Here is a 24,147-nt window from a genome sequence, read left to right on the forward strand (position 1 = left end):
TGATGATTCTTACAGAAGTACGTTGGCTAAAAATTAGTGAGTTTTTACTTGTTTTTTACCACAGTACTTTGTTGTGGCACGTTTTTATTTAACCAGTTTTTCTTGTTTTCAATTATTTCAGCTGATAAGGAATTAATTTCGTTTTGCATTATACATTCCAAACAACAATCAATTATTGTTTTCGTTCCGCTCAAACTTAGTATTTCATCTTGTTTTGGGTTTCCATATTCTATTGCAATCATTGATGCCCAAACCGATACTCGATATTGAGATTCCATTAAATACCCTAAAAAGTTTTGGATTCCTCTTTGCGCCAAAAGTTCTTTTCCTAATTCAACTATTTGTTTGTATTCATTCAGGTTTCTTTTATCAAAGTCAAAAGGATGAATTGATGCTAAATAGAGGTTTTTGCAACCAAATAGAAAGTCAGTTCCTTTTTCATTTGTTAGTAACTTAATCGGCTTCATATTCATTCTATCCGCAATTTTATCCATTCTGTTTTTCTGCTCAACACTTAATTCCATTTCGCATTCAGTTGTAATGTATGCAAGATGTTCATAAGCAATTCCGAATTCTCGATTTTTTAAATATTCCGCAATGATTTGTTTTCCATTTTTAATTCCGAGACTTTCAATATTTGATTGTTCAATTCTATTCGACCAAACGGAATTCAGAATGTCATTGCTCAATTCGGCAATCTCTTTTTTTAATGATTTCTGAAATATTTTAATCAAATCTCGATGTTTTTTAAATGTGCCACAACGGTTAGTATATGAAAAGTAGGCGATTTCGAAGCACAAAACTTTCGGTTAAGCACAAACTTTGATACGAGCCAAAAGCCTTGGTTTTATTACTGTTTCGCCTATTTTTTATATACATTGTTACCCACTGGCTTTTTTTATTTTTTTAAGTCAGATTTTTTATTACTTTTGCAACTTCAAAAAATGACGAGTACAAATATAGCATATAATTTTCTCCTGCCTGCGGTAACTCCGCCCTGAATCGCTGTACCCAATTAATTCCTTGTTCTCTTTAGAACAGTCTCAATAGTCAATTTTAATACAAATACATAAACAAATGGGTTGCCATTTGTAACAGAATACATATGAAAAAATATTTAAACTTATTCGATTTTAAACAAAAAGTAGATTATAAAACAGAAGTCTTATCGGGTCTTACAGTTGCTCTAGCTCTTATACCTGAAGCTGTAGCTTTTGCCTTAATTGCGGGCTTGTCTCCATTGACAGGTCTTTATGCAGCATTTGTAGTAGGTTTGGTTACATCTATTTTAGGTGGTCGACCTGGAATGATATCAGGTGCTACTGGTGCAGTTGCTGTTGTCATTGTCGCTTTGGCAATTTCTCACGGTCCTGAATATATTTTTGCCACAGTTGTTTTGGCGGGTATTATTCAAATGTTAGCTGGATTCTTAAGGTTAGGAAAATTGATGCGATTAGTGCCACATCCTGTAATTTTCGGATTTGTTAATGGATTAGCAGTCATCATTTTTATGTCGCAACTCGACCAATTTAAAGATTCAACTGGAAATTGGCTCACTGGTCAGTCTTTGTACATTATTTTGGGGCTAGTCTTGTTAACAATGCTCATTATTTGGGGGTTGCCAAAACTTACTAAAGTTATTCCTGCTTCATTAGTTGCTATTTTGGCTGTTTTTGGAATTGTGGTCGGTTTTGGAATTGATACGAAAACAGTTGGCGACATTGCGTCTATTCAAGGTGGTTTTCCACCATTCCATATTCCAAGTGTTCCTTTCAATTTTGAAACTTTGGCGTTGATTTTTCCTTATGCAGCAATTATGGCTGGTGTCGGCTTAATTGAGAGTTTGTTAACGCTAAATATTATTGATGAAATTACAGAAACTCGTGGAAGAGGGAACAAAGAAGCCGTTGCTCAAGGTGCTGCAAATATTTTATCGGGTGTTTTCTCGGGAATGGGTGGTTGTGCTATGCTAGGTCAAAGTCTTATTAATATTTCTAATGGTGCTAGAGCGAGATTGTCTGGAATTGTTGCTGCTGTGGCACTTTTAGCATTTGTAATGTTTGGTGCTGGCTTGATTGAGCAATTACCAATGGCTGCTCTTACAGGTTTGATGATAATGGTCGCAATTGGAACATTTGAGTGGGCAAGTTTAAAAACCTTTAATAAAATGCCAAAGTCTGACATTTTCGTTATGGTTGTTGTTACTCTTGTTACGGTCGTTCTGCACAATTTGGCTTTAGCAGTTATTGTCGGAGTAATTATAGCAGCTTTAGTATTTGCTTGGGATAATGCAAAACGTATTCGAGCAAGAAAGTCAGTTGATGAACAAGGAATTAAGCATTATGAAATTTACGGTCCATTATTTTTTGGTTCTGTAACTGCTTTTAATGAAAAGTTTGATATTCTAAACGACCCTGATGAAGTTATTATTGATTTTAAAGAAAGTCGGGTAGTCGATATGTCGGCAATAGAAGCTCTTAATAAAATTACAGAACGCTATTTAAAAGTCGGCAAGAAAGTCCATTTACGCCATTTGAGTGCTGACTGTCAAAAGTTACTTCAAAATGCCGATAAAATCATTGATGTCAATGTCATAGAAGACCCGAATTACAAAGTTGTAGTCGATAAGGTTTAATAGATGCTGGTCGTTTTTTTCAGCTTGTGGGTAACGTGTTTGTGTATGATTTCGTTGCGTGTTTCAGCAACTAATTTAGTAAATACAAACCGAATAGAAAATCCGCGAGGATTTTCGTAAGTAGGCTAGTACTAGCAATGAATTATACACGGTGTTGGCATTAGTTATTTTTTATAATCTTTTAATATTCAATTCGGGAATACTATAGAGTTTCGACTTCACTATTCTCTTTTTAAATCCTTTTTCAATTAAAAATTTCTTATGTTTCTTAAACTCCTCATATTCGATTCTTGGGTCAAAAACTATATCTTCGATTAAGTCCATTGGTCTAATTAAATAGTAAAAGTTCCTTAAATCATATTTATGAGTATCCATAAATGAATTGTATATTAATCGAACCTCATTTTCGTGGCGAAATGCTGGTCTTTTGAAAAGGAAACTTTGTGGGATTCTGTCATTGACATATCCTAAAATCCACATTGCTAAATTTTTTTCTAAATGTTCTTTTAATTGTGGTGTATTCAGATAACTTACTTTTCCGATATAGCAACAACCATCTCTTATATCTGTATGAGTTTTTGAATATATTGAATTCAGCAATTTCCTTGGCGTTGTTTTAATTCTTGCACCATTTTTATTTCTAGAATAAATTCTCCACATAGCATCGCTTTCTCTTGTTCTAGACCAACATTGTCCATAGAAATAAGACTTAAATCCAACTCTAGCTTCATCTGGTTCTCTCCAATCTTCAATTAAACCTGCAATGGATTTTTCGAATGGGTCATCCCAAATTTTAGGACTGGATAAAAAATTTTGTCCATAGCCAATCAGTTTATACAACGTTTCTATGGAAACAATTCTGTAGATTGGTTCATCTTTTTCTTTCTCACTAAAATTTATGAAGTTTTTCTCCAAGGTGCGTTTTAATTAATGCCAACTGGTTATATCAACTCAAATATAGTCGTTTATAACTATATTTTGCCGGATAACAACACTTTTTTGTATTGTTTATTGTTTTCAATAATTAAATGAAGCACGGAATAAAAAATTATCAGGAATAATTATATTTTAGCTAAAATTAAAAGCAATAATTATGAAAGAATTGATTGAAAACATTAAAAGCACTTACGAATCTTTTGAGAGCGATGCCAATGCACAATTAGAAAGTGGTAATAAAGCAGCAGGTACTAGAGCAAGAAAATCTTCTTTAGCTCTAGAAAAACTTTTAAAAGAATTCCGTAAAGTTTCTGTAGCAGAATCAAAAAAGTAATAAATCCATAATAGTCGTATTCTTGACTAGTTTTTAAAACCTTTTAAAAGATGAATATATACCAAATGTTCATCTTTTTCTTTTGTTAACCCCCTAGATAAGCCCCATCCAATCTACACTAAGTCCACAGTGCTCATACCTCCTAACTACAATATTCCACTATATAGTGGGAGCATAGTGGAATAGAACTAATTTGGATATCTACTGAAAGGGAATTACACTAGGCTAGAGTAGGTGATATTTTAAAATAAAGCCGGTCTTAAAACTTTTTGAAAAGCTATTTTCTTTTGTAGTTAAAACCATCCCTTTATTATAAAACAGGTACTTCTTGTAGAGGAGGAGGTAGTGGGCGTGGTTTTTAGAATGCTGGATTTTGAACGTGTTGATTAATGGATGTGTTTTGAATCAGCTGCGCTTGATAATTCAATAAATGCTTTTTTAGCAAAAAATACCTTCGGGATAATAGAAATGCGTAATTACTCATTGCCGTAAAGAGTATTTCTAAATGATCCTCATAATACTTTTCATTACCAAAATACTTCCAATCTCTGGAAAGATATAAATCAAAATTATCTTTTACCTCCTTACTCATTCCTGCTTGATATAGGTTGCTTTCCAATAAGATATGGATTTCACTTTTTAACTGTCTTTCAATTTTCTTAACACCAATTAAATTAGATTCAATTTGCTCTAGGGGAGTGGTATAATTAATAAACTGTAGTGCATCAGAAAGCGTGCTGTAAACTTCATAATTAGAATCAAAATTTTTATCATAATCAAAAAACTCTGTGTATAAACCTTCCAATTGATGCTCACTTTTGCTTTCCTTTTCACAGGCCTTAAAAAACATAAAAATTTTGATGTCGTTATGTCTTATTTGTTCGTTAAGCTCTTCCTGTTCTATTTTTAGTTTTCGAAGAAGTTCCTTGCTATTTATTTGACTATACTTTACACCATCATAGTCAAATGTTTTAAGTTTAATTTTTTTATCTGAAATTTGTTTAATGGTTTCTATATCATTCTCTAGTGCTATAGAACTATACACCATATCGATTTTGTCTTCAGAAAATAGGTCAGCTAGTTGGATGTTTTTTACATCATTGTCAATTTTTTGTAGATCAAAAAGTAGTGGGTTTTTATTGTCATAGTAATCATTATACAGGCTAGGAAAAGAATTTTCTAAAAACTCGTTTTTAAATTCTTGCTGAAATGCTTCTTCTGTCATAGTGGAGACCTCTCCTTCGTATACAACCTCCTTAAACATTTTATCGGTAAACTCTATTTGTGTTTTTTCAATATCGCTAAATAATAAGTTGGCAGGTTGGTTATTAATACGCTTTGCTGTTAATCCTGTTTTTTCCAACATGGTTATTCGGTCTTCCGTACTTGGGTGTGAAGCCCACTGGTCTTTAATCACCAGTTTCGATTTATTGAATTTATTTAATTCGTGTACAGATACTTGAGGAAAATGATGTTTAATGCTTAGGTCACTCTCTTTGGCAAGAAAATTTAATGCAAAAATTTGATCTTTAAAGATATTTTCTGCCTTTATATGACTAGAAACTTTCTTTTCATAAAATGATAAAACACTTCCAAAAGAATGATCTGCTAACGACAACCGGAGTAAAGAACTTTTTAAGGGTTCGTATCCTGTTACATTTGCAGCGATCTCATCGGCATGAAATTCCATCTCTCTAGATAAAGCCAAATAACTTTTATTGACAACCTCATACATTTGTTTAAGCACCCACTTTATACCTTCAATAATTTTAATGGCAATAATTCCAAAGAATGAAAAATAACCACTGGCGTTAGCCCATTTTTGAATCAAGTTGTCATAAGATTCGTTGTCATATAAAAGATTGTAAATGACTTGATTCACATAATACACATAGCTCCCCACTTTCATTGTTTTCTGGGAAAAATGACCAAACTCGTGGCTTAAAATAGCGGTGAGTTCAGATTCTGAAACCGTATTTACCAGCCCTAAACCTATTTGAAGATTCTTTTTTATTGGAAAGAACATACTCCAAAAGCTAGAATTGTAAAATACTGCTGCATTTACATCGTTAGATAAATAAACTTTTTTAGGAAAGCTTGTGCCTACTTTGATTACAATCTCGTCTATAAGCTTAAAAAGCTGTGGCTCATCTGTAATTTTAATTTCAGTGAGGTGGGAGCGATCTACTTTGTGCGATTTAAATATGAATTTAAGAAGAAAAAATAAAACCAACACTCCTAAACTTATAAGCCCTATGCCTAAAGCTAGGGTAATAAATTTAGGGAAAGCTTCAATTAGCATTCCAGCACCATAAATACATAAAAGGGTTAAACCCACTGCCAAGCTTAACATTAAAATATAAACCAATAAAAATAGGCCTATAGAAGTTATTGCTTTGGCGGTTTGAGTTTTAAACTCAGGGGAAACTTTAATTTCTCTCATGGTCTCTAGGGATAGTTTTTCACGCTAATTAATTTTGAATAGGCGTATAGAGGTTTTGATGGTATTTTGCTTTACGGGATGAAGATAAAAAAGTTTCGAAGAATTTTCTCTAAAACAACATTTTAGTCTTTTTTTATTTAGTGTACCTCTTGTCATAGCATTCAAATGAATAAGAGTTCCCAACGAAATTTTTAATTTTATCACTTTCTTATAAATAACAAGGGTTAAGAAACCTTGCCTCATTACTCGTTCATTATAAGAAACCACTTAAACTATTTAGCGATATTTATTAGACTGCAGCATTGAGGGGGTCTATCTTCATGTCACACCTTATTTATACCCTATAAAATACCTTCGAATTCTGTTGCCCTTTTTTAATTGAGGGAACCAGTATATTTTATGATTGAAGCAGCTTTTCAATTTAAAGTGTCTCAATTTACTTTATAAATAAGAAAGAACCAACGAGAAGAGGATTAAGGCGCAAGTAAAATTTTTATCATTTTTATAATAAAAATACCTCTTTGTTGTGCCAAGCTAAAGCTTGCTGGGAAGGGTAGTGGGCATAATTTTCGGGGAGCCTTATGTTTACCCCTTCAAATTGATTGATAAGTAGTATTTTATTGAAGGATAAGAGAAACCCGCCTATAAAAACTTTATTAATAGTAATTAAACTCTGGTCAAACTCCCGGTGCAAGTTGAGGAATAAAGTAATGCCAGAGGCTTCGTCTTTTATATTATTCATCACAAATCCAAGCTCTTATCTAAGAGCTTGGATTTGGTAGTTAGTGTCATTATGATCCTATATTTGTTTTAATTACATCCATTCTTATTGCAAGTAACCTTTTTACTGGTATTTATCCAATGAGTAGCTTCATCTTTAGTATTGGTGCCGCAACCCGTGGTGCCTCCTTTTGTTCCTTGATGTACTATTCCTGTAGGTGTGTGTTCTACTGCCATGATTTAATTTTTAAATTATATAACTCCTTAAATATAAGAATTTTAAATCAAAATTGCTTACACCCGAATAAAAATTTATACTTCTATTGATTTTATCAATCCTACAAGGTTTTGAAAACCTTGCAGCGTTAGGTAAACGCATTTTATTTCTTCCTCGATATAAAAGGGTTTACAATTTTTTGTCGTGTATTTTACAAAAACCTACCCAAAATCCAATGAGAATGTACCACATAACCCTAGACATTTCCTATATTTAGACTTTTATTAAGAAAAAAAACTATACTCGTTTTAAGGTCAGAAAGATTTCAAATAAGTTCAATTCATAAACAGTTCCTTAGCTTGGAGTAAATCATATAAAATCATTAAATGACAAGTACAGCACAAAATGTTTTGTAAAACAATCAAATATTAAGTTAACCCTAAAAAATTATTGATTTCATAAAATAGTAATTAATGAACGCAGTAGAAATAGAAGAAGCAGTATCAGAACTTGCTTTACAACCTTTTGAAGCAGAGGAATTTCCTTTTTCTTTTTTAGAGGCTTTTGGTAATAAAAGCACGACTATTAAAAAGTTGCGTAGTGGTACTTCAAATAAAACAGATGTTAAGGGAGCAATTTTGCAGCGTAATAATATCCATATTCTTCCAAGTGAAAAAGGAAGAGTAAGCGAATCATTAGAAGTAATACGGGATAGTCCTTCCACTAGAAAAAACTAAGCAGAGTTTATTTTAGCGACGGACGGTATAGATTTCGAAGCCGAAAATATAATTACTGGAGAAACTGTTGCTTGTGAGTACAAAGACTTTCATAACTATTTCGGCTTTTTTCTTTCACTTGCAAATATTACGACTGTAAAACAAATACGCGAAAGTGCATTTGATATTAAGGCGACTAGTCGTTTAAATAAACTTTATGTAGAGTTATTACAACACAATCCAGATTGGGCAACAATAGAACGTCGTCCAGATATGAATCACTTTTTAGCAAGATTAATTTTTTGCTTTTTTGCAGAGGATACAGATATTTTTAAAGACGATAATCTATTTACGGATACCATTCAAAAAATAAGTGACCCTGATGCTTCTAACACACACGAAGTCATAAGTGAGATTTTTAGAGCAATGGATACAAAGCTCGAAAATCGTGAAAAAGAAAATATCAAAGTTTGGGGTAAAAAGTTTCCTTACGTAAACGGTGAATTGTTTTCTGGCTCTACAGAAGTACCGAAGTTTACTAAAATAGCACGTTCTTATTTATTACACGTAGGTAGTTTAGACTGGAAGCAAATTAACCCAGATATATTTGGGTCAATGATACAAGCTGTAGCAGATGAAGATGAACGTGGTTCATTAGGTATGCATTATACATCTGTTCCAAATATCCGAAAGGTTTTAAATCCTTTGTTTTTAGATGATTTAAGAGAACAGTTAGAAAAAGCAGGAGATAATAAGCGTAAATTACTCAATCTACGTAATCGTATGGCACGCATACGAGTATTTGACCCTGCTTGCGGTTCAGGTAATTTCTTGGTAATTGCGTATAAGGATATGCGTAAGATTGAAAACGATATTAACATAAAACGAGGTGAAACTAACAAAGCTAGTGAAATACCATTAACAAACTTTAGAGGTATTGAGCTAAAAGGTTTCTCGGCAGAGGTTGCACGTTTAGCTTTAATTATTGCAGAGTACCAATGTGATGTGTTGTATAGAGGGCAAAGACTTGCTCTTGCGGAATTTCTACCGTTAGATGCTGAAAACTGGATTGTTAAAGGCAATGCATTAACACTAAATTGGTTTACTGTTTGTCCACCTGAAGGTATAGGTGTTAAGTTACAAGGTGATGATTTATTTTCAACACCATTAGAACAAGCTCAAATTGATTTTGATAATGCAGGTGGTGAAACTTATATCTGTGGTAATCCACCTTACTTGGGTTCAACTTGGCAATCGAAAGAACAAAAAGGAGATTTGGAGTCTGTTTTTAAGAATTTCACAAAGACTTTTAAAATTTTAGATTATGTCTCTGGTTGGTTTATGAAAGCTGCGTTGTACTCAAAAAATACAAATACAGCTTTCGCCTTTGTTTCGACTGATTCAATTTGTCAAGGTCAACAAGTGCCTTTTTTATGGCCTTTAATTTTAAAAACTGGCAATAAAATTAATTTTGCGTACAATTCCTTTAAATGGCAAAATCTCGCAAGCCATAATGCAGGTGTAATGGTAATAATTGTAGGTTTATCTAACAAACCCAATTCACAATGTGTTTTATTTCAGTCTGATGAAAATGAGGAAACATTTCAGAAATATGTACCTGAAATAAACCCTTATTTGGTAGCTGGTCCATCAGTTATAGTCGAAAAAGCAATGAAGCCTATAAATGGGTTGAGTAAAATGGATTTCGGTAATAAAGCTGATGATGGTGGTCATTTAACTTTAACTTCAACTGAATTAGATAATTTATCTTTAACAGAGAAAGAAAAAACTAAATTTATTAAACGATTTTTTGGTTCTAAGGAACTTATTCGCGGTGAAACTAGATACTGTATTTGGATTGATAATAAAGACTTGGTTGAAGCAGAAAAAATTCAAGGATTAAGTAATCAAATTGAAAAAGTAAGAAAAGCACGTTTAAGTAGTAAAGATAAATATGCTCAAAGTCTTGCGGTAAGATCTCATCAATTTAAAACACCAAGAGCGGCTAAAAAGTCTGTTATAGTTACACCAAGAGTTAGTTCTGGAGATAGACCATTTTTACCAGTCGATTATATGAACAATAAAGCAATAATTGGTGATAGAAATTTTGCATTATATGATTCTTCCTTGTGGCATATGGCATTGATAGCATCTCGTTTGCATTGGGTGTGGATAGGTAAAGTATGTGTTCGACTTGGCACGGGTTTTTCTTACTCAAACACATTAGGGTGGAACACCTTTCCAATTCCAATGTTAACCAAAAAGAATAAAGAAGATTTAACTGCCACAGCAGAAGAAATACTCATAGCAAGAGAAAGACATTTTCCTGCAACAATAGCGGAATTATACAATCCTGAAAAAATGCCTAAAGATTTGAGGTTAGCGCACGAACGTAATGATGAAGTTTTAGAACGTATTTATATTGGTCGTAAATTTAAAAATGATACCGAGCGTTTAGAAAAGCTTTTTGAACTATATACCAAAATGACTTCCAAAAAATAATAAGAATGAGTAAAGAAGAAAATATACCTACAATTACAGTAAACTATAATAATAACGGTAGTTCTGTTACTTCTAACGAGTTAGGGATGCGTGCTATGCAAGAGTTAGCATATAATAAACGTGGTGAACAGTATTTATTAATTAAATCACCACCTGCATCTGGTAAAAGTAGAGCGTTAATGTTTATAGCTTTAGATAAGCTAAATAATCAAGGAATTAAACAGTCTATTATTGCAGTTCCAGAAAAATCTATTGGTTCTAGCTTTAATAACGAGCCATTATCTAAATATGGGTATTATTATGATTGGGAAGTGACACCAAAATGGAATTTATGTAATTCACCAGGGGGAGATGGTGGTAAAGTAAATTCAGTAAAAGCATTTGTAGAAAGTCAAGATAAAGTTTTAGTATGTACTCACGCTACGTTTCGCTTTGCAGTAGAACGTTTTGGTGTTGAAATTTTTGATGATAGATTAATTGCAATAGACGAGTTTCACCACGTTAGTGCTAATGATAATAATGTATTAGGTTCTCAACTTAAAGATTTTATAGAAAGAGATAAAGTACATATTGTAGCAATGACCGGATCTTATTTTAGAGGCGATGCTAATCCTGTTTTAATGCCTGATGATGAATTAAAATTTGAACCAGTAACATATACATATTATGAGCAATTAAGTGGTTATGAGCATTTAAAAACTTTAAATATTGGCTATTATTTTTATAGTGGAGCTTACACAGACGACCTAACAAAAGTTTTAAATCCAGATGAAAAAACAATCATTCATATACCTAATGTTAATTCGAGAGAAAGTATTGGTGGTACTAGATTTAAACTTAAAGAAGTAGAAGATATATTATTTGAGTTAGGTGAATGGGAGGGAATTGAAGAAACAACAGGTTTTAATCTCATTAAAACTAAATCAGGTAGAATTATAAAGGTGGCAAACCTTGTTGATGACGACCCATTAAAACGTTCTTTAGTCCAAGCAGCTTTAAAAATGCCGGAAATTAAAACGAATCGAGACCACGTGGATATTATTATTGCGTTAGGTATGGCAAAAGAAGGTTTTGATTGGATTTGGTGTGAACACGCTTTAACTATTGGTTATCGTTCTAGCTTAACAGAAATTGTACAAATTATAGGTCGTGCTACACGTGATGCTCCAAATAAAACTCAAGCAAGATTCACTAATTTAATAGCAGAGGTAGATGCTTCTGAAGATTCTGTAACCGATGCTGTAAATGATACGCTAAAAGCTATTTCAGCGAGTTTGTTAATGGAGCAAGTTTTGGCACCAAAATTCAATTTCACGCCTAAAAACCCCCAAAGTAAAGAACAAGACGGCTATGATTATGGTGAAGGCGGTTATGACCCTAACAAGGAGAATGTTGGTTGGAATGAAGAAAAAGGCGAATTTCAAGTTGAAATTAAAGGTTTAGCGATGCCAGAAAGTGAAGATGCTAAACGTATATGTAAAGAAGATTTAAATGAGGTAATTGCAGCTTTTGCACAAGATAAAGAAACAATTGGTAGAGGTTTATTCGATGAAGAATTAGTACCTCAAGAATTAACACAAGTCCGATTAGGTAAAATAATAAAAGAAAAGTATCCAGATATAGATGATGAAGATATTGAGGCTATTAGACAACACGCCATAGCGGCTCTTAATATAACTCAAATGGCGAAACAATCCATTAATAATGAGGGCAATGAAAATATAAAGACCAATACAGCTTTAATAGATGGTATTAGAAAATTTGCAATGGACGTTAGAGAGTTAGATGTAGACTGGATAGATAGCATAAATCCTTTTAGTGAAGCATACTCAATCCTTTCAAAAGCAATGACTGAAAAAAGTTTAAAAGCAATGGCAGAGGTAATATCAGCTAGAAGTCCCAATATGTCCATAGAGAAAGCTCGAGACCTAGCAAAAAGAGCTTTAATGTTTAAGAATGAAAGGGGAAGATTGCCGGATATTAAATCTGCTGACCCATATGAGAAACTTATGGCGCAAGGTATTGCATATTTAGCTAGAAAAAAATCAGAAGAACAAAATGGCTAAAAAAGATAAATTTACAGCAGAAGACGATGAGTTATTAGCAGCTTTAGGTGTAGAGTTAGAAGAAAAAAAGAAAACTACTTTTACGGCTTTAGAAGAGCGTGTTATTGCAGGTTTTGAAGAAATTCAAAAATTTGTTGATGAACATAATCGTCTACCACTTCACGGTGAAGAAAATGATATATTTGAAAGATTGTATGCTGTTAGATTAGAAAAAATTAAAGAGAAGCAAGAGTTTGTAGATTTGCTTAAAGAGTTTGATAATCAGAACATATTATCTGGAGAAATAAAAAATACAATTGATATTCCAAGTGATATTGATGATGATGAATTATTAAATCTTCTTGGAGTTGAAGAAGAAGAAAATTCAATAACTAATCTTAAGCACGTTAAAACAAGAGCAGAAAAAAGAGCTGTTGAAGAATTTGCAAATAGAACCATTTGCGAAGACTTTGAAGAATTTAAACCATTATTCGAAAAAACAAAAAAAGAATTAGAAAATGGATTTAGAAAAACTATTCGATTTAGAAAAGATTCAGGTTTTACAAAAACATTAATTCAAGAAAAACTATTTGTGATTATAAGAGGTCAAATGGCCTATATAGCTAATAAAGGTCAAATATTTAATGCTTCAAACGGTGAAGAAGATGCTCGTCTAAGGGTTATTTACGACAACGGTACAGAAAATGATTTATTACAACGTTCGCTAATTAGGGCGATGTATAAAGATGAAACAAGTCGTTTTGTTACAACTCCGGGTTTAGGTCCTTTATTCTCAGATGATTTAGAAAGTGGTGATTTAGAAAGCGGTACGATTTACGTTGCAAGATCAAATTCTAACAATCCTTTGATTATTGAAAATAGAGAAGTATTTCATAAAATAGGTGTTACAGGTAATGATATTAATAAGCGTATAGTAAATGCAAAGAACGACCCTACTTTTTTGATGGCAGAAGTAGAAATAATTGCAACGTATAAATTAGCAAATATCAAACGTCATAAATTAGAAAGTTTAATACAATTTTTCTTTAAAAATGCAAAACTAGATATTGATATTAAAGACCGTTTTGGAAAACCTGTAAATCCAAAAGAATGGTTTCTAGTACCTATTTTTATAATAGATGAGGTTGTAGAAAAAATAAAAGACGGTACAATTGAAGATTATTATTATGATGTGAAATCAGCTGGTTTAGTTAAATATTAATATTGATAGGTAATTCTTAAGTACCTCAAAATTAAAATAATGCACTTATATAACTTAAAATCTAAAACTTTAATAATTATATTAAAAGAAAAACCTTTCAAATTAGAAAAAGAAATTCAGCAGGTTTTTGAAATTAATTTAAGTGAGTTGATGAATTTATAGTTAGTAAAATCAGAATTCTCTTTTAAAAACAAGCGAATAGATACCTTAGCTTACGACACGTAATGAAAGGCATTTGTCATTATTGAATATAAAAGAAACAAAAATATAAGTGTAGTAGATCAAGGTTTTGCTTATTTAAGTCTAATGCTTGAAAACAAAGCCGGATTTTATTGTAGAATATAATGAAACCTTAAAAGCTAACTTAAAACGTTCTGAAGTAGATTGGAGTCAAACCAGAGTAGTTTTTGTTTCTACAAGCTTTACGGAGAACCAAATAACAGTAACTAACTTTAAAGATATAGCCATTGGGTTATGGGAAGTCAAATGCTATGAGAATAATTTAATAAGCGTTAATCAAATCAAGAAAAGTAAAGCTACTGAAAGTATCAAACCAATTACTTATTCCAGTTCAAAACTAGAATCAGTAACCAAAGAAATAAAAGTTTATACCGAAGAAGATCATTTGTCTAATAAATCAGATGAGGTAATTGAATTATATGAAGCATTTAAAGAAGCAATACTTAACCTGGCAGATGATATAGAAGTAGAAACAAAAAAACTCTATATAGCTTTTAAGAAAGATAAAAACATATCAGACATTGTTATACTTAAAAGGGGACTAAAACTTTTCATTAATCTTCCAATAGGAAAACTTGAAGACCCTAAAGGAATAATGAAAGATGTATCAAATACTGGTCATCGGGGTAATGGTGATTATGAAACCATCATCAAAAGCACTAAAGACTTAGAATATATAATGAGTTTAGTTAAGCAGAAAATCTAATTAATTTTGTAGAAGAAATTAACTTGATAAGTATTTCTACTTATCTAAATAATTCATCATCGAAAAAGTCCGTCAGAGATATATTAATCAATTTACAAAACCGTCGTATAGTATGTATTGAAACACCTCTTTTATTATTAGAGTTTTCCCATCTGCTTAAAATTTGTCTATCTATATGATTTTTTTTAGCAAACTTTGCTTGAATAGGTTCTATTTCTTCTCTAAGTTTTCTCAACCTTAGAGCAATTTTTTGATTTAAAATAATATCGTCCTTATCTAGCCTTCCCATTCTGCAATTTTGATATAAAATCAAAAAGAAATGTAATCCAAGTTGATGACATTTAATCTTTTTTATTATATTTGACATATATTATTAAATTTGCGATACTTCTTTAAGTAAAATATTAGAAGCATTCGCTTTGAATCTCGACTTGAAAACTGGTAATTTTTAGCACGCGAGAGGATAAGCAAGGATGCTCACGACCCGGGCGTGGGCTCTCTTATCTGTGTGCAAGGTATACCAGTACCTCAAGTCAGACATAGAGAGTTTCCACGCCTTTTTGTAATTGGCTTTTCTCTTCTACATTTTCAAAGCATTTCTTTTTTTCTTTTCTAAGAGTTTCGTAATTGTATTAAGTCCAACTTAATAACTAAATGCCTATGGAATAAAACAACATGTAAAATAAAGATTTCTCGACTGCGCTCGAAAAGACAGGGTGAGTTAAACTTAATAGGATGAGATACTGAGTCAAGCTCAGCATGACGATAAACTGTATGAGATGCTGAAACGAGTTCAGCATGACGTTAGAAAAGATCAAATGCTGAATTTAATTTTAAATATTGAAAATATAGTATAACGTGGCCTATTTTTAGTTTTCGTAGTAAAACAAGTAAAAGCTGCAGCATTGGGTAGAGGAGTATAGCCTAGCGCAGCGATTGCTATACGCAGGATAAAGCTTTTATATCGTTATCAAGAAGGCTAAAATCAGCCTAGACTTTTTTGATTCTTTTTTGGGCAATGCAAAAAAGAATACATTAACTAAGTAATAAATGAACGCTTATGATATAAAGCGAAGTAATAATAAGATTTCTCGACTCCGCTCGAAATGAAAAGGATGAGATGCTGAGTCAAGCTCAGCCTGACGATAAACAGGATGAGATGCTGAAACGAGTTCAGCATGACGTACATACAGGTTCAGCATGACAGCAAAGGTTGAATGCTAAATGCTAGCAACTAAACCCTAAAAATTAAAACAAAAAAGCCCCCTCCAAACTTTACACGGTACAGGAGAAGGCCATTATTAACTAAAACGTATTAACTAATAATACAACAAATTTATGAAATTTTCTTACAGGCAGCACCTGTTAAGGGCAACTCTTTTTTTATTAGGAGTATTTCCCTTAAGCGGGTTTTGCCAACAAATCATCAAGGGACAGATAACCGGTCCCCAAGAACTCCCCATCCCGGGGGTCAACATTCAAATACAAGGTACGCAGCGGGGGACCACCTCTAATTTTGAGGGGGAATACCAAGTGGTGGCAAGACCGCAAGACACCTTGGTGTTTACCTATATGGGCTACGCCCCGCAAAAAGTAGCCGTAGGGGAGCAGACGCAAATTAACATACAGCTCCAAGAAAACGAGAACTCTCTGGGCGATCTGGTAATCAATGCGGGCTATTACCAAGTAAAAGACCGTGAACGCACGGGAAATATTGCTAAAATTACTGCCGAGGAAATCGAGCTGCAACCCGTAACCAATCCGCTAGAAGCTTTGCAAGGGCGTATGGCAGGGGTAGAGGTGGTACAGCAAACGGGAGTGCCAGGTGCAGCGCCTACTATACAAATTAGAGGACAAAACAGTTTACGTAATGGTTTTAATAATAATGGAAACTTGCCCCTGTATATTGTAGATGGCATGCCTCTTAATTCTAGTCCGCTCTATAGTCAAAACCCGATGTTGTCCAATATAGGTGCCGACCCCCTTAATACGTTAAACCTTTCTAACATTAAAAGTATTGAAGTACTTAAGGATGCCGATGCCACAGCCATTTATGGGTCAAGAGGAGCCAATGGCGTGATTTTAATCACCACTAAAACGGGTAAAGCTTCCCAAGGTACTCAAGTATCGGCGCGTTTTTATAGCGGAATTAGTAGGGTTTCTGATTTTGTAGACCTGCTCCATACCCAAGATTACCTTCAGTTACGTCGTCAGGCTTTTGAAAACGATGGGGTAGAACCTACCGAGGTGAATGCGAAAGATCTCTTGTTATGGGACCAAAACCGTTATACCAATTGGCAAAAAGAACTTTTTGGAAAGACCGCCCAGCTCAACCATATGAACCTTAATGTTTCAGGAGGTAATGAAACCACCTCTTACAGGTTGGGCGCTTCTTACCAAAAACAGGGAACGGTCTTTCTGGGGGATTTTTCGTACGAGAAAAAAACCTTTAACCTTAGTGTGGACCACCGTTCTAAAGACCAAAAATTTAAGCTCCATTTTAATACCAATTACGGTATCGACAGCAACGATCTCTTTAGCAGTAATGCGTTGGTGAATTCTGCATTTTCATTGGCCCCCAACGCGCCAGCGCTTTATAACGAGGACGGAAGTTTAAACTGGGAAAATTCTTCATGGACAAACCCTATAGCGGTGCTGGAAGGAAAAAGTACGGCAGAAGTGAATAATCTAGTGGGTAATGTAGGTTTGGAATATCGCTTTACAGAAGCCTTAGGTTTTAAGGTAAACTTGGGCTACACGCACTTAAACAGTGAAGAAAATACCCAGCAACCCAAGCAAGTGTATGATCCTGCATTATGGGCACAAATCGCTAACCGTTCCCAACATTCCTATATTACCCGAAAATCTTGGGTAGCCGAACCACAACTGACTTACGATAAAGCTTGGGGCGAACACCACCTTAGCGGATTAGTGGGAACTACCTTTCAAGAAAATACAAATACCCGATTAAACATACGGGGTACGGGCTATTCTGATCAGCACCTTATTGGAAACCTTGCTGCAGCCGAGAGTGTAGCGGTGAACAACAACGAAACCTCTAACTATAAGTACCATGCGCTATTTGCGCGGTTGGGCTATAATTGGAAACAGGTGTATTTTCTTAACCTTACGGCAAGGCGCGATGGTTCTTCTCGTTTTGGCTCTGATGATCGTTTTGCCAATTTTGGAGCGGTGGGGGCCGCATGGATCTTTTCAAATATAAAGGATATAAAAAATAAGCTCTCTTTTCTTTCCTTTGGAAAACTAAGGGGAAGTTATGGTATTACGGGAAATGATCAGATAGGCGATTACCGTTATTTAGATACCTACGAAGCCACTCCTGGAGCGGGAGGTTTATATCCTACCCAATTGACCAATCCTTATTTTTCTTGGGAGACTAATAAAAAACTGGAAGCAGCGATAGAACTCGGTTTTTTTAAAGACCGGTTGAACCTTAACCTCAGTTGGTACCGTAACCGTTCTTCTAACCAATTGGTAGGCTATCCCTTACCCGCTATGACTGGCTTTACCACGGTTGAAGCCAACTTACCTGCTACGGTTGAAAATAAAGGATGGGAAGTGGAACTTTCTACCCTTAATGTAAAGGGAGAAGGTTTTTCTTGGCGCACCTCTTTTAATTTGAGTCTGCCAAAAAATAAATTAATTGCTTTCCCAGGTATAGAAGAAACCTCTTACCAAAATACCTATCGAGTAGGACAACCTTTAAGCGTAGCCCTTCTTTACAATTATGAAGGTATAGATCCTGAAACTGGATTTTACAGTGTAGAAGATGTGAACCAAGATGGGATATATGACCAGGAGGATCGGGTGGTGACCCGTTTTACGGGAAGAGAATTTTATGGGGGGCTGCAAAACCAAATCAATTATAAAGGTTTTTCACTGAGTTTTTTGTTTGAATTTGTAAAGCAAACCGGTTATAAAATATATACCCTGCCTCCAGGTTTTATGGGTAATATGCCCGCAGGACAAGCAGAAGTATGGCAACAACCGGGAGATACGGCTCCTGTACAACAGGCCTCCCAATCTATTGATGCTATTTTAGCAAATAACAATGCCATTAACAGTGAGTTCGCCCTTACCGATGCTTCTTATGTGCGTTTAAAAAGTTTGAGTTTGGGCTACGAAATCCCGAAGAAATTCATCGAGCCCATCGGACTGAAACAGTTTAAATTATTTATGCACGCCCAGAACCTTTTTACCTTAACCGATTATATAGGATTAGATCCTCAAATGCCGGGGAGCATCTCCCTACCTGCCTTACAAAGTGTAACGGGAGGCTTTCAGTTGAACTTTTAATACATAATAAAAATGAAATATATTAAAATATACCCATGGATCATCGGAACGCTTCTGCTATGTGTTGCTTGTGAAGACTTTGTAGAAGTAGAGCTACCCAATCATAAAATTACTAGCGAAACCGTATTTCATAGCGATGAAACCGCCCGTAGTGCTATGCAGGGCATCTACAACCAGTTATTTAACACCAGTTTTGCCAATGGCGGTATTCAATCGGTTACTTTTTTGTCTGGTGTTTCGGCAGATAACTTTCAACTGACCACCAATGTGCAAGAGATTAGGGAGTTTGGCCAAAATAATATTACGGCAGATAATGCTTCTAATTTAAGTTTATGGGCAGGAGCCTATAATGTAATTTATATGGTCAACTCCCTTTTGGAAGGGATTGAAAATACTCCCGACCTCTCAGAGGATGTAAAACGAAATTTGGAAGGCGAGGCAAAATTTGTGAGGGCCTTCAGTTACTTTTATTTGACCAATTTGTACCGAGAGGTGCCCCTTATCTTACAAACCGACTACCAGCAAAACGCCGTTGCCCCTCGTGATGCCCAAGCGGCGGTATATGATCAAATCGTACTAGATTTATATGATGCCATTGAATTATTACCAGAAACATATACAACAGGCGAGAGAACCCGGCCCAACCGGTATGCTGCCATGGCCTTTATGGCACGGGTGTACCTGTATGTAGGAGATTGGCAGCAAGCAGCAGCGATGAGCAGTCAAGTAATTAGCCAGGCTTCCCTATACGAGCTGTTACCGAATTTGGATGATTTATTTTTGGCCAACAGCCGGGAAGCTATATGGCAAATTTCTCCCTTGGGATGGGGAGGAGATTTTACCCATACCCGTGAAGGCAATCTTTTTATACAGAACGCCACTGATAATACCCCCGTTGCTTTATCCAACGATTTTATAGAGGTATGGGAGGATCCTCAAGATTTAAGATGGAACCATTGGATAGCCCTTTTTGAAGGGGAGGGTGAAAACCTCTACTATGCTTATAAATATAAAGTTTCTTATGATGCTTCGGGCGGTGCAATTACCGAATACTCGATGGTGATGCGCTTGGCAGAACAATACCTTATTAGAGCGGAAGCCCGTGCTCGTATGGGAAATACCGCTGGTGCTATAGAAGATTTGGATAAAATAAGAGAACGGGCAGGCACGCCTTTATTGGCGGTGGTGCAACCTAACCCTTCTCCAGACGAACTTTTAAATTTGCTTTTAGCAGAGCGCAGAAAGGAACTGTTTGGGGAGTGGGGGCATCGTTGGCTAGACTTGCGACGTTTTGAGAATGCCGTTCCATTAGAAGAAAAAGAAGTAGCTGACTGGCAAGCAACCGACTGGTGGTATCCTATACCCCAAGAAGAACGAAATAAAAACCCCCAGCTTTCACAAAATGAAGGCTATTAAACCCCAAAAACATTTTATGAAAATTTCATTGATAACTTTAGTATTGCTATGGATAGTTTCTATGGGAAACCTACAAGCGCAAAGCCTCGATTCTTTAAACTTAGATCCTTCAATTAGGTATGGGAAATTAAAAAATGGCTTTACTTATTATATAAAGCCCCTGCCAAAAGAAACGGCTAAAACACACATGCAATTAGTGGTAAATGCAGGAATTGGTCAGCAAGACCCTGATCAATATGAAATAGCCCATTATGTAGAACATATGCCTTTTGTAAAAACCCAGCATTTCTCTCATACTTTACATGCACCCGAATTGTTAGATGGATTAAATATGGAATCTGGAGATGTGAATGCCAGAACAGGCTGGGATCAAACCCTATATTGGTTTAACCCGCCTTCTCATCACGAAAAAGCCTTAGAAAATGGATTTTTATTTTTTTATGATATTATTGGGGGGCAACTGCCTTTTCGGCAAGCAGATATTGATGGAGAACGAGCTCCTTTTTTTGGAGAATATATTTATAGAGGGGCAAAAGACACCTATAGTAACAAACGCTATGAGCATCAACTATTTTTAGATTGTTATACTCCTCCCGTACCGCCTGATCAATACGAAAATTATATTCAATCTTTTTCTAAAGATAAACTCATTCGTTTTTATAAAGATTGGTACCGGCCAGATTTAGCCGTTCTCCTCATTAGTGGAAACATAAAGAACGTAGATGATTTAGAAGAAAAGATAAGGAAAAGATTTTCTGATATTCCGAAAAGCAAAAATCCCCGGTCTTTAAAAGATTGCATCCCAGGCTATTTAGCACAACCTGATCAATTTATAAACATTCAAAAACAATATGCGAGCTCCGGAGATTTAAAAGACAAAACTCAAATTAAGCTGATCTATAAAGATGCTTATACAGAAAACAGGTCGGCTTATGGTATAAAGAGAATGCTACTTAAAGAACTTTATTATAACTTGCTTGATGAAAGGCTTAGAAAAGCCTTAAATACTTACAATACTCCCTATAATGTTTATAGCATTAAAAATAAAAACCTCCCAGTAACTGAGGTTCATATTTCTGTAGAAAATGAATTTGAAAAAGAAGGGGTACAATTTACCGCGGGCATTTTAAAATCCCTACAACAATATGGAACCAAGGAAAGTGAATGGTCTGCATTAAAAACGAATTACCTTCAAACGTTAAATCGGGTTCAGGTTCATCAACCAGAGTATTGGATGTATGAGATGAAGAACCACTTTGTGAGACAAGAAGCACTACCCAGAGATAAACATCAATTGTTGAATCAAATTCTTAAAGGTATAAGCCTAGAGGAGATGAATGCATATCTTAAAGAACATTCCACCATGCCCGATGATATGGTCGTTATTACTCCTAAAAATACGAACACGAATTTTACTGAAAAACAACTGCGGAGATGGATAAGAAGGGCAAATGCGGTAGACACCCGTTTAGAAAAAGAATCGACCTCTTTAAATAATCTCTTACCCACACATCCACTTGAAACACAGGGTGCTAAAAAATATAAGATAAAAGCCGCCGCCATAACAGGGGTTACCGAAGTATGCTTGGAGAATGGAGTGCAACTTATTTTAAAACCTACGGATGTAGTGAAGGAGAAATCAGAAAATAATAAAATTAGTCTGCATGGGTTTAGTAAGGAAGGAATACGAAGTTTTGCTCCTAAAAATATTCCCCATGCCACTTTTGCTGCAGAAATTGTTAAAAATGCTGGGGTCAAGGATATGGATAAATTTGAATTGGCTGCTTTGAAGAAAGAAAATTTTCCTTCAGTAAATTTATACCCGTATATAGACTATGCGGAAAGTGGTGTAAAAGGAGAAGCTAACCTAAAGGAGTTAGAAAGCTTATTGCAGTTGTTGTATCTGTATTTTGCCGAACCTAGAAAAGACAAAATTGCTTTTAACGACTGGCTTCAGAAAGAAAGGAACAATTACCTTAATCCGCCATATGGCATTGAGGAAGTAGATTTTAATTATCACATTCAGCAGACATTAGAGGATAGTACCCCTTCCTTAAAAGGCACGTCAAGAATTAAGGCTGTAAAAAAGGTAGAACTAGAGAGGGCATATAATGTTTATGAGACTGTTTTTAGGAATGCTTCTAACTTTACATTTATCTTAACAGGAACTTTTGATCAAGAACAACTACTTCCTTTACTAAATCAGTACTTGGGAAATTTACCGGATGACTTTCCTGATCGAACAGACAAGAAAACAAATAAGGAAATGGACAATAATGTATGGGACTTGGCTCCCTTGACCCAAGAATTTTATCCTATTCAACCTATTGAAAATGTTCGCCTACGTTGGGATTATGTATCTTCTTACCAAGGAAAATATGCTTGGCAGGATGAAATAAAATTAAAAGTGATAGGACTGAGTATTGCGATTCATTTACAGAGCATACGCTATGTAAATAAGCGAGGGGTATTTTTTTCTACAGCGGGAAGTGTGGTGAATAGAACTTTAAAACGAAACCATACCATCCTCAATATACCCACCAGTAAAGAAGACGTGGGACTTGTATTAAAAGATATCGATAAAATTATTGAAAATATAAAAATGGGAAAAGGACAACAGGCGGTATTAGAAGATGTGAAGCGTTTCTATTTTAATGCAAAATATGATGCTTCAAACCTGCGAAAAGCACAGCCCATGTTAGATCGTTTATATCGCCATTATCGTTATGATGAGCCTTGGGTGAATGCTGATAAAATAGAAGCCTATGTACAATCTTTAACAGTAAATGATTTAGCCAAAACTGCTCAAAAATACTTAACAAAAGATAATCACTTTTTATTTATGTTAAAAAATAAACCTGAGGTAGAATAATAAATATTTTTTAAAATAAGAACCCCGGAGGGTTTTCCCCCGGGGCTTTTAAAGTTATTTAACAATTAAATGTGGGTTTGGTGAAGTACTGGTTTTTATAACTTCTAAATTCTGTGTTTCATAAACGTTATAAAACATTCCAGGATTATCAGCAAAATACACTCTACAGTCATTGCTTCCTTGGGTACAAGGATCACCGTTAATTTGGGTAGCAACGCCGTTCAAATCAATCCAACCAGCGGTTTGTACATCTGCTTTATTGGCAAATGCCAGACCTACGGCCAATACGAATGCCATAATAGGCATCACTTTCTTTACATTTTTCATAATGTATAAATTTAATGTTTCTATTATGCCTACTCTTTTCTACAGGTTTTCGGCTTACTCCTGTATTGTTGCGCAACAAAAATTTTTATACTTTTTTTACTGTTTTGTTAAAATAAAATGTCAGAATTGCCATCATCAAACCACCTAGACTTACCCATAATTGTTGTTTCCAGGAAAGGAATTTTAGCATCCCTCCACACGAGCATGGAATATAAGATGCGAAATAAAGGATTCCCAAGCTGTAAGATGTATACATAATGAATAGGAATATACCCAGATATAATCCTAGGAGATACGTACGAGACCATAGTAATAAGAAAATAGCTAGCAATTCCAATATTGGAATGAACCACGACAATAGAAAGATTCCAGTCTCGGGAATAGGTAAAAGAGGTGAATTCAATAAATTGAGTTCAAAATCCTCTCTAAAAATCAATTGGTTAATCCCTATATACGTAAATAAGAGAACCAAGATAGAAATTAAGATAACCAAGCTATT

General features: G+C 34.7%; 17 protein-coding genes and 1 pseudogene. 10 read left to right on the forward strand and 8 right to left on the reverse strand.

From position 1 onward, the window contains the following. Positions 1–44: 44 nt before the first annotated feature. A complete protein-coding gene (locus FT986_RS11575; protein ID WP_147865198.1) occupies positions 45–734 on the reverse strand; it encodes a hypothetical protein in 690 nt (229 codons plus the stop codon). A 371-nt stretch (positions 735–1,105) separates the two neighbouring features. On the opposite strand from FT986_RS11575, the gene FT986_RS11580 reads away from it, so the two are divergent. Beyond that, positions 1,106–2,635: a SulP family inorganic anion transporter gene (locus tag FT986_RS11580; protein WP_147865199.1), complete on the forward strand. Its 1,530-nt coding sequence runs from the start codon at positions 1,106–1,108 to the stop codon at positions 2,633–2,635. Between the two features lie 171 nt (positions 2,636–2,806). Here the strand turns inward: FT986_RS11580 and FT986_RS11585 are convergent, their stop codons facing one another. Next, positions 2,807–3,550 carry a DUF2971 domain-containing protein gene (locus FT986_RS11585; RefSeq protein WP_147865200.1) on the reverse strand — a complete coding sequence of 248 codons (744 nt, stop codon included), beginning with the start codon at positions 3,548–3,550 and terminating at the stop codon, positions 2,807–2,809. Between the two features lie 178 nt (positions 3,551–3,728). Here FT986_RS11585 and FT986_RS11590 point away from each other — a divergent pair, with 178 nt between their 5' ends. Further along, positions 3,729–3,905: a histone H1 gene (locus FT986_RS11590; protein WP_111540384.1), complete on the forward strand. Its 177-nt coding sequence runs from the start codon at positions 3,729–3,731 to the stop codon at positions 3,903–3,905. A gap of 358 nt (positions 3,906–4,263) precedes the next feature. Here the strand turns inward: FT986_RS11590 and FT986_RS11595 are convergent, their stop codons facing one another. From FT986_RS11595 to FT986_RS15980, 3 genes are all read right to left on the reverse strand, one after another. Further along, positions 4,264–6,348, reverse strand: coding sequence for a M48 family metallopeptidase (locus FT986_RS11595; protein ID WP_147865201.1), 2,085 nt, complete (start codon positions 6,346–6,348; stop codon positions 4,264–4,266). Positions 6,349–6,850: 502 nt separating this feature from the next. Beyond that, a complete protein-coding gene (locus FT986_RS11600; protein WP_147865202.1) occupies positions 6,851–7,093 on the reverse strand; it encodes a hypothetical protein in 243 nt (80 codons plus the stop codon). A gap of 65 nt (positions 7,094–7,158) precedes the next feature. After that, a complete protein-coding gene (locus FT986_RS15980; RefSeq protein WP_187248624.1) occupies positions 7,159–7,305 on the reverse strand; it encodes a hypothetical protein in 147 nt (48 codons plus the stop codon). Between the two features lie 453 nt (positions 7,306–7,758). On the opposite strand from FT986_RS15980, the pseudogene FT986_RS16335 reads away from it, so the two are divergent. The 5 genes and pseudogenes from FT986_RS16335 to FT986_RS11620 all read left to right on the forward strand — a co-directional run. After that, positions 7,759–8,223, forward strand: a pseudogene (locus tag FT986_RS16335) (type IIL restriction-modification enzyme MmeI); the annotation flags it as partial. A gap of 51 nt (positions 8,224–8,274) precedes the next feature. Then, positions 8,275–10,503, forward strand: coding sequence for a DNA methyltransferase (locus tag FT986_RS11605; protein ID WP_222706201.1), 2,229 nt, complete (start codon positions 8,275–8,277; stop codon positions 10,501–10,503). 5 nt (positions 10,504–10,508) lie between these two features. Further along, positions 10,509–12,569 (forward strand): DEAD/DEAH box helicase, encoded by a 2,061-nt coding sequence (locus FT986_RS11610; protein ID WP_147865203.1) that lies wholly within the window; start codon positions 10,509–10,511, stop codon positions 12,567–12,569. Beyond that, on the forward strand, positions 12,562–13,770 hold the full coding sequence (locus FT986_RS11615; protein ID WP_147865204.1) for a GIY-YIG nuclease family protein: 1,209 nt from the start codon (positions 12,562–12,564) through the stop codon (positions 13,768–13,770). The genes FT986_RS11610 and FT986_RS11615 overlap by 8 nt, the downstream gene beginning before the upstream one ends. A 310-nt stretch (positions 13,771–14,080) precedes the next feature. Continuing rightward, positions 14,081–14,716 carry a DUF5655 domain-containing protein gene (locus FT986_RS11620; protein WP_370451172.1) on the forward strand — a complete coding sequence of 212 codons (636 nt, stop codon included), beginning with the start codon at positions 14,081–14,083 and terminating at the stop codon, positions 14,714–14,716. Positions 14,717–14,756: 40 nt separating this feature from the next. Here FT986_RS11620 and FT986_RS11625 read toward each other — a convergent pair whose 3' ends face one another. Then, entirely contained in the window at positions 14,757–15,083 is a 327-nt protein-coding gene (locus FT986_RS11625; RefSeq protein ID WP_255505954.1) for a helix-turn-helix domain-containing protein, read from the reverse strand. 971 nt (positions 15,084–16,054) lie between these two features. Between FT986_RS11625 and FT986_RS11630 the strand changes: the two genes are divergently transcribed. From FT986_RS11630 to FT986_RS11640, 3 genes are read left to right on the forward strand one after another with little or no spacing between them, the layout of a single operon-like run. Next, the gene (locus FT986_RS11630) at positions 16,055–19,033 is read left to right on the forward strand and encodes a SusC/RagA family TonB-linked outer membrane protein (RefSeq protein ID WP_147865205.1); all 2,979 of its coding nucleotides are present in this window, start codon (positions 16,055–16,057) and stop codon (positions 19,031–19,033) included. A 12-nt stretch (positions 19,034–19,045) separates the two neighbouring features. Further along, entirely contained in the window at positions 19,046–20,449 is a 1,404-nt protein-coding gene (locus FT986_RS11635; RefSeq protein WP_147865206.1) for a RagB/SusD family nutrient uptake outer membrane protein, read from the forward strand. Between the two features lie 16 nt (positions 20,450–20,465). Beyond that, positions 20,466–23,321, forward strand: a complete 2,856-nt coding sequence (locus FT986_RS11640; protein WP_187248625.1) for a M16 family metallopeptidase — start codon at positions 20,466–20,468, stop codon at positions 23,319–23,321. 54 nt (positions 23,322–23,375) lie between these two features. Here FT986_RS11640 and FT986_RS11645 read toward each other — a convergent pair whose 3' ends face one another. After that, a complete protein-coding gene (locus FT986_RS11645; RefSeq protein WP_147865208.1) occupies positions 23,376–23,648 on the reverse strand; it encodes a DUF6520 family protein in 273 nt (90 codons plus the stop codon). Between the two features lie 85 nt (positions 23,649–23,733). Further along, the gene (locus tag FT986_RS16340) at positions 23,734–24,141 is read right to left on the reverse strand and encodes a MauE/DoxX family redox-associated membrane protein (protein WP_370451174.1); all 408 of its coding nucleotides are present in this window, start codon (positions 24,139–24,141) and stop codon (positions 23,734–23,736) included. Positions 24,142–24,147: the final 6 nt, after the last annotated feature.

The sequence above is a fragment of the Mesonia sp. K4-1 genome (assembly GCF_008017825.1).
In the GTDB taxonomy this organism is placed as follows: domain Bacteria; phylum Bacteroidota; class Bacteroidia; order Flavobacteriales; family Flavobacteriaceae; genus Mesonia.

Coding starts and splice junctions, on each gene's coding strand:
- FT986_RS11635 (WP_147865206.1), top strand. CDS start 19,046: ATGAAATATATTAAAATATACCCATGGATCATCGGAACGCTTCTGCTA.
- FT986_RS11615 (WP_147865204.1), top strand. CDS start 12,562: ATGGCTAAAAAAGATAAATTTACAGCAGAAGACGATGAGTTATTAGCA.
- FT986_RS11625 (WP_255505954.1), bottom strand. CDS start 15,083: ATGTCAAATATAATAAAAAAGATTAAATGTCATCAACTTGGATTACAT.
- FT986_RS11630 (WP_147865205.1), top strand. CDS start 16,055: ATGAAATTTTCTTACAGGCAGCACCTGTTAAGGGCAACTCTTTTTTTA.
- FT986_RS11580 (WP_147865199.1), top strand. CDS start 1,106: ATGAAAAAATATTTAAACTTATTCGATTTTAAACAAAAAGTAGATTAT.
- FT986_RS11610 (WP_147865203.1), top strand. CDS start 10,509: ATGAGTAAAGAAGAAAATATACCTACAATTACAGTAAACTATAATAAT.
- FT986_RS11595 (WP_147865201.1), bottom strand. CDS start 6,348: ATGAGAGAAATTAAAGTTTCCCCTGAGTTTAAAACTCAAACCGCCAAA.
- FT986_RS11605 (WP_222706201.1), top strand. CDS start 8,275: ATGAATCACTTTTTAGCAAGATTAATTTTTTGCTTTTTTGCAGAGGAT.
- FT986_RS15980 (WP_187248624.1), bottom strand. CDS start 7,305: ATGGCAGTAGAACACACACCTACAGGAATAGTACATCAAGGAACAAAA.
- FT986_RS11640 (WP_187248625.1), top strand. CDS start 20,466: ATGAAAATTTCATTGATAACTTTAGTATTGCTATGGATAGTTTCTATG.
- FT986_RS11590 (WP_111540384.1), top strand. CDS start 3,729: ATGAAAGAATTGATTGAAAACATTAAAAGCACTTACGAATCTTTTGAG.
- FT986_RS11645 (WP_147865208.1), bottom strand. CDS start 23,648: ATGAAAAATGTAAAGAAAGTGATGCCTATTATGGCATTCGTATTGGCC.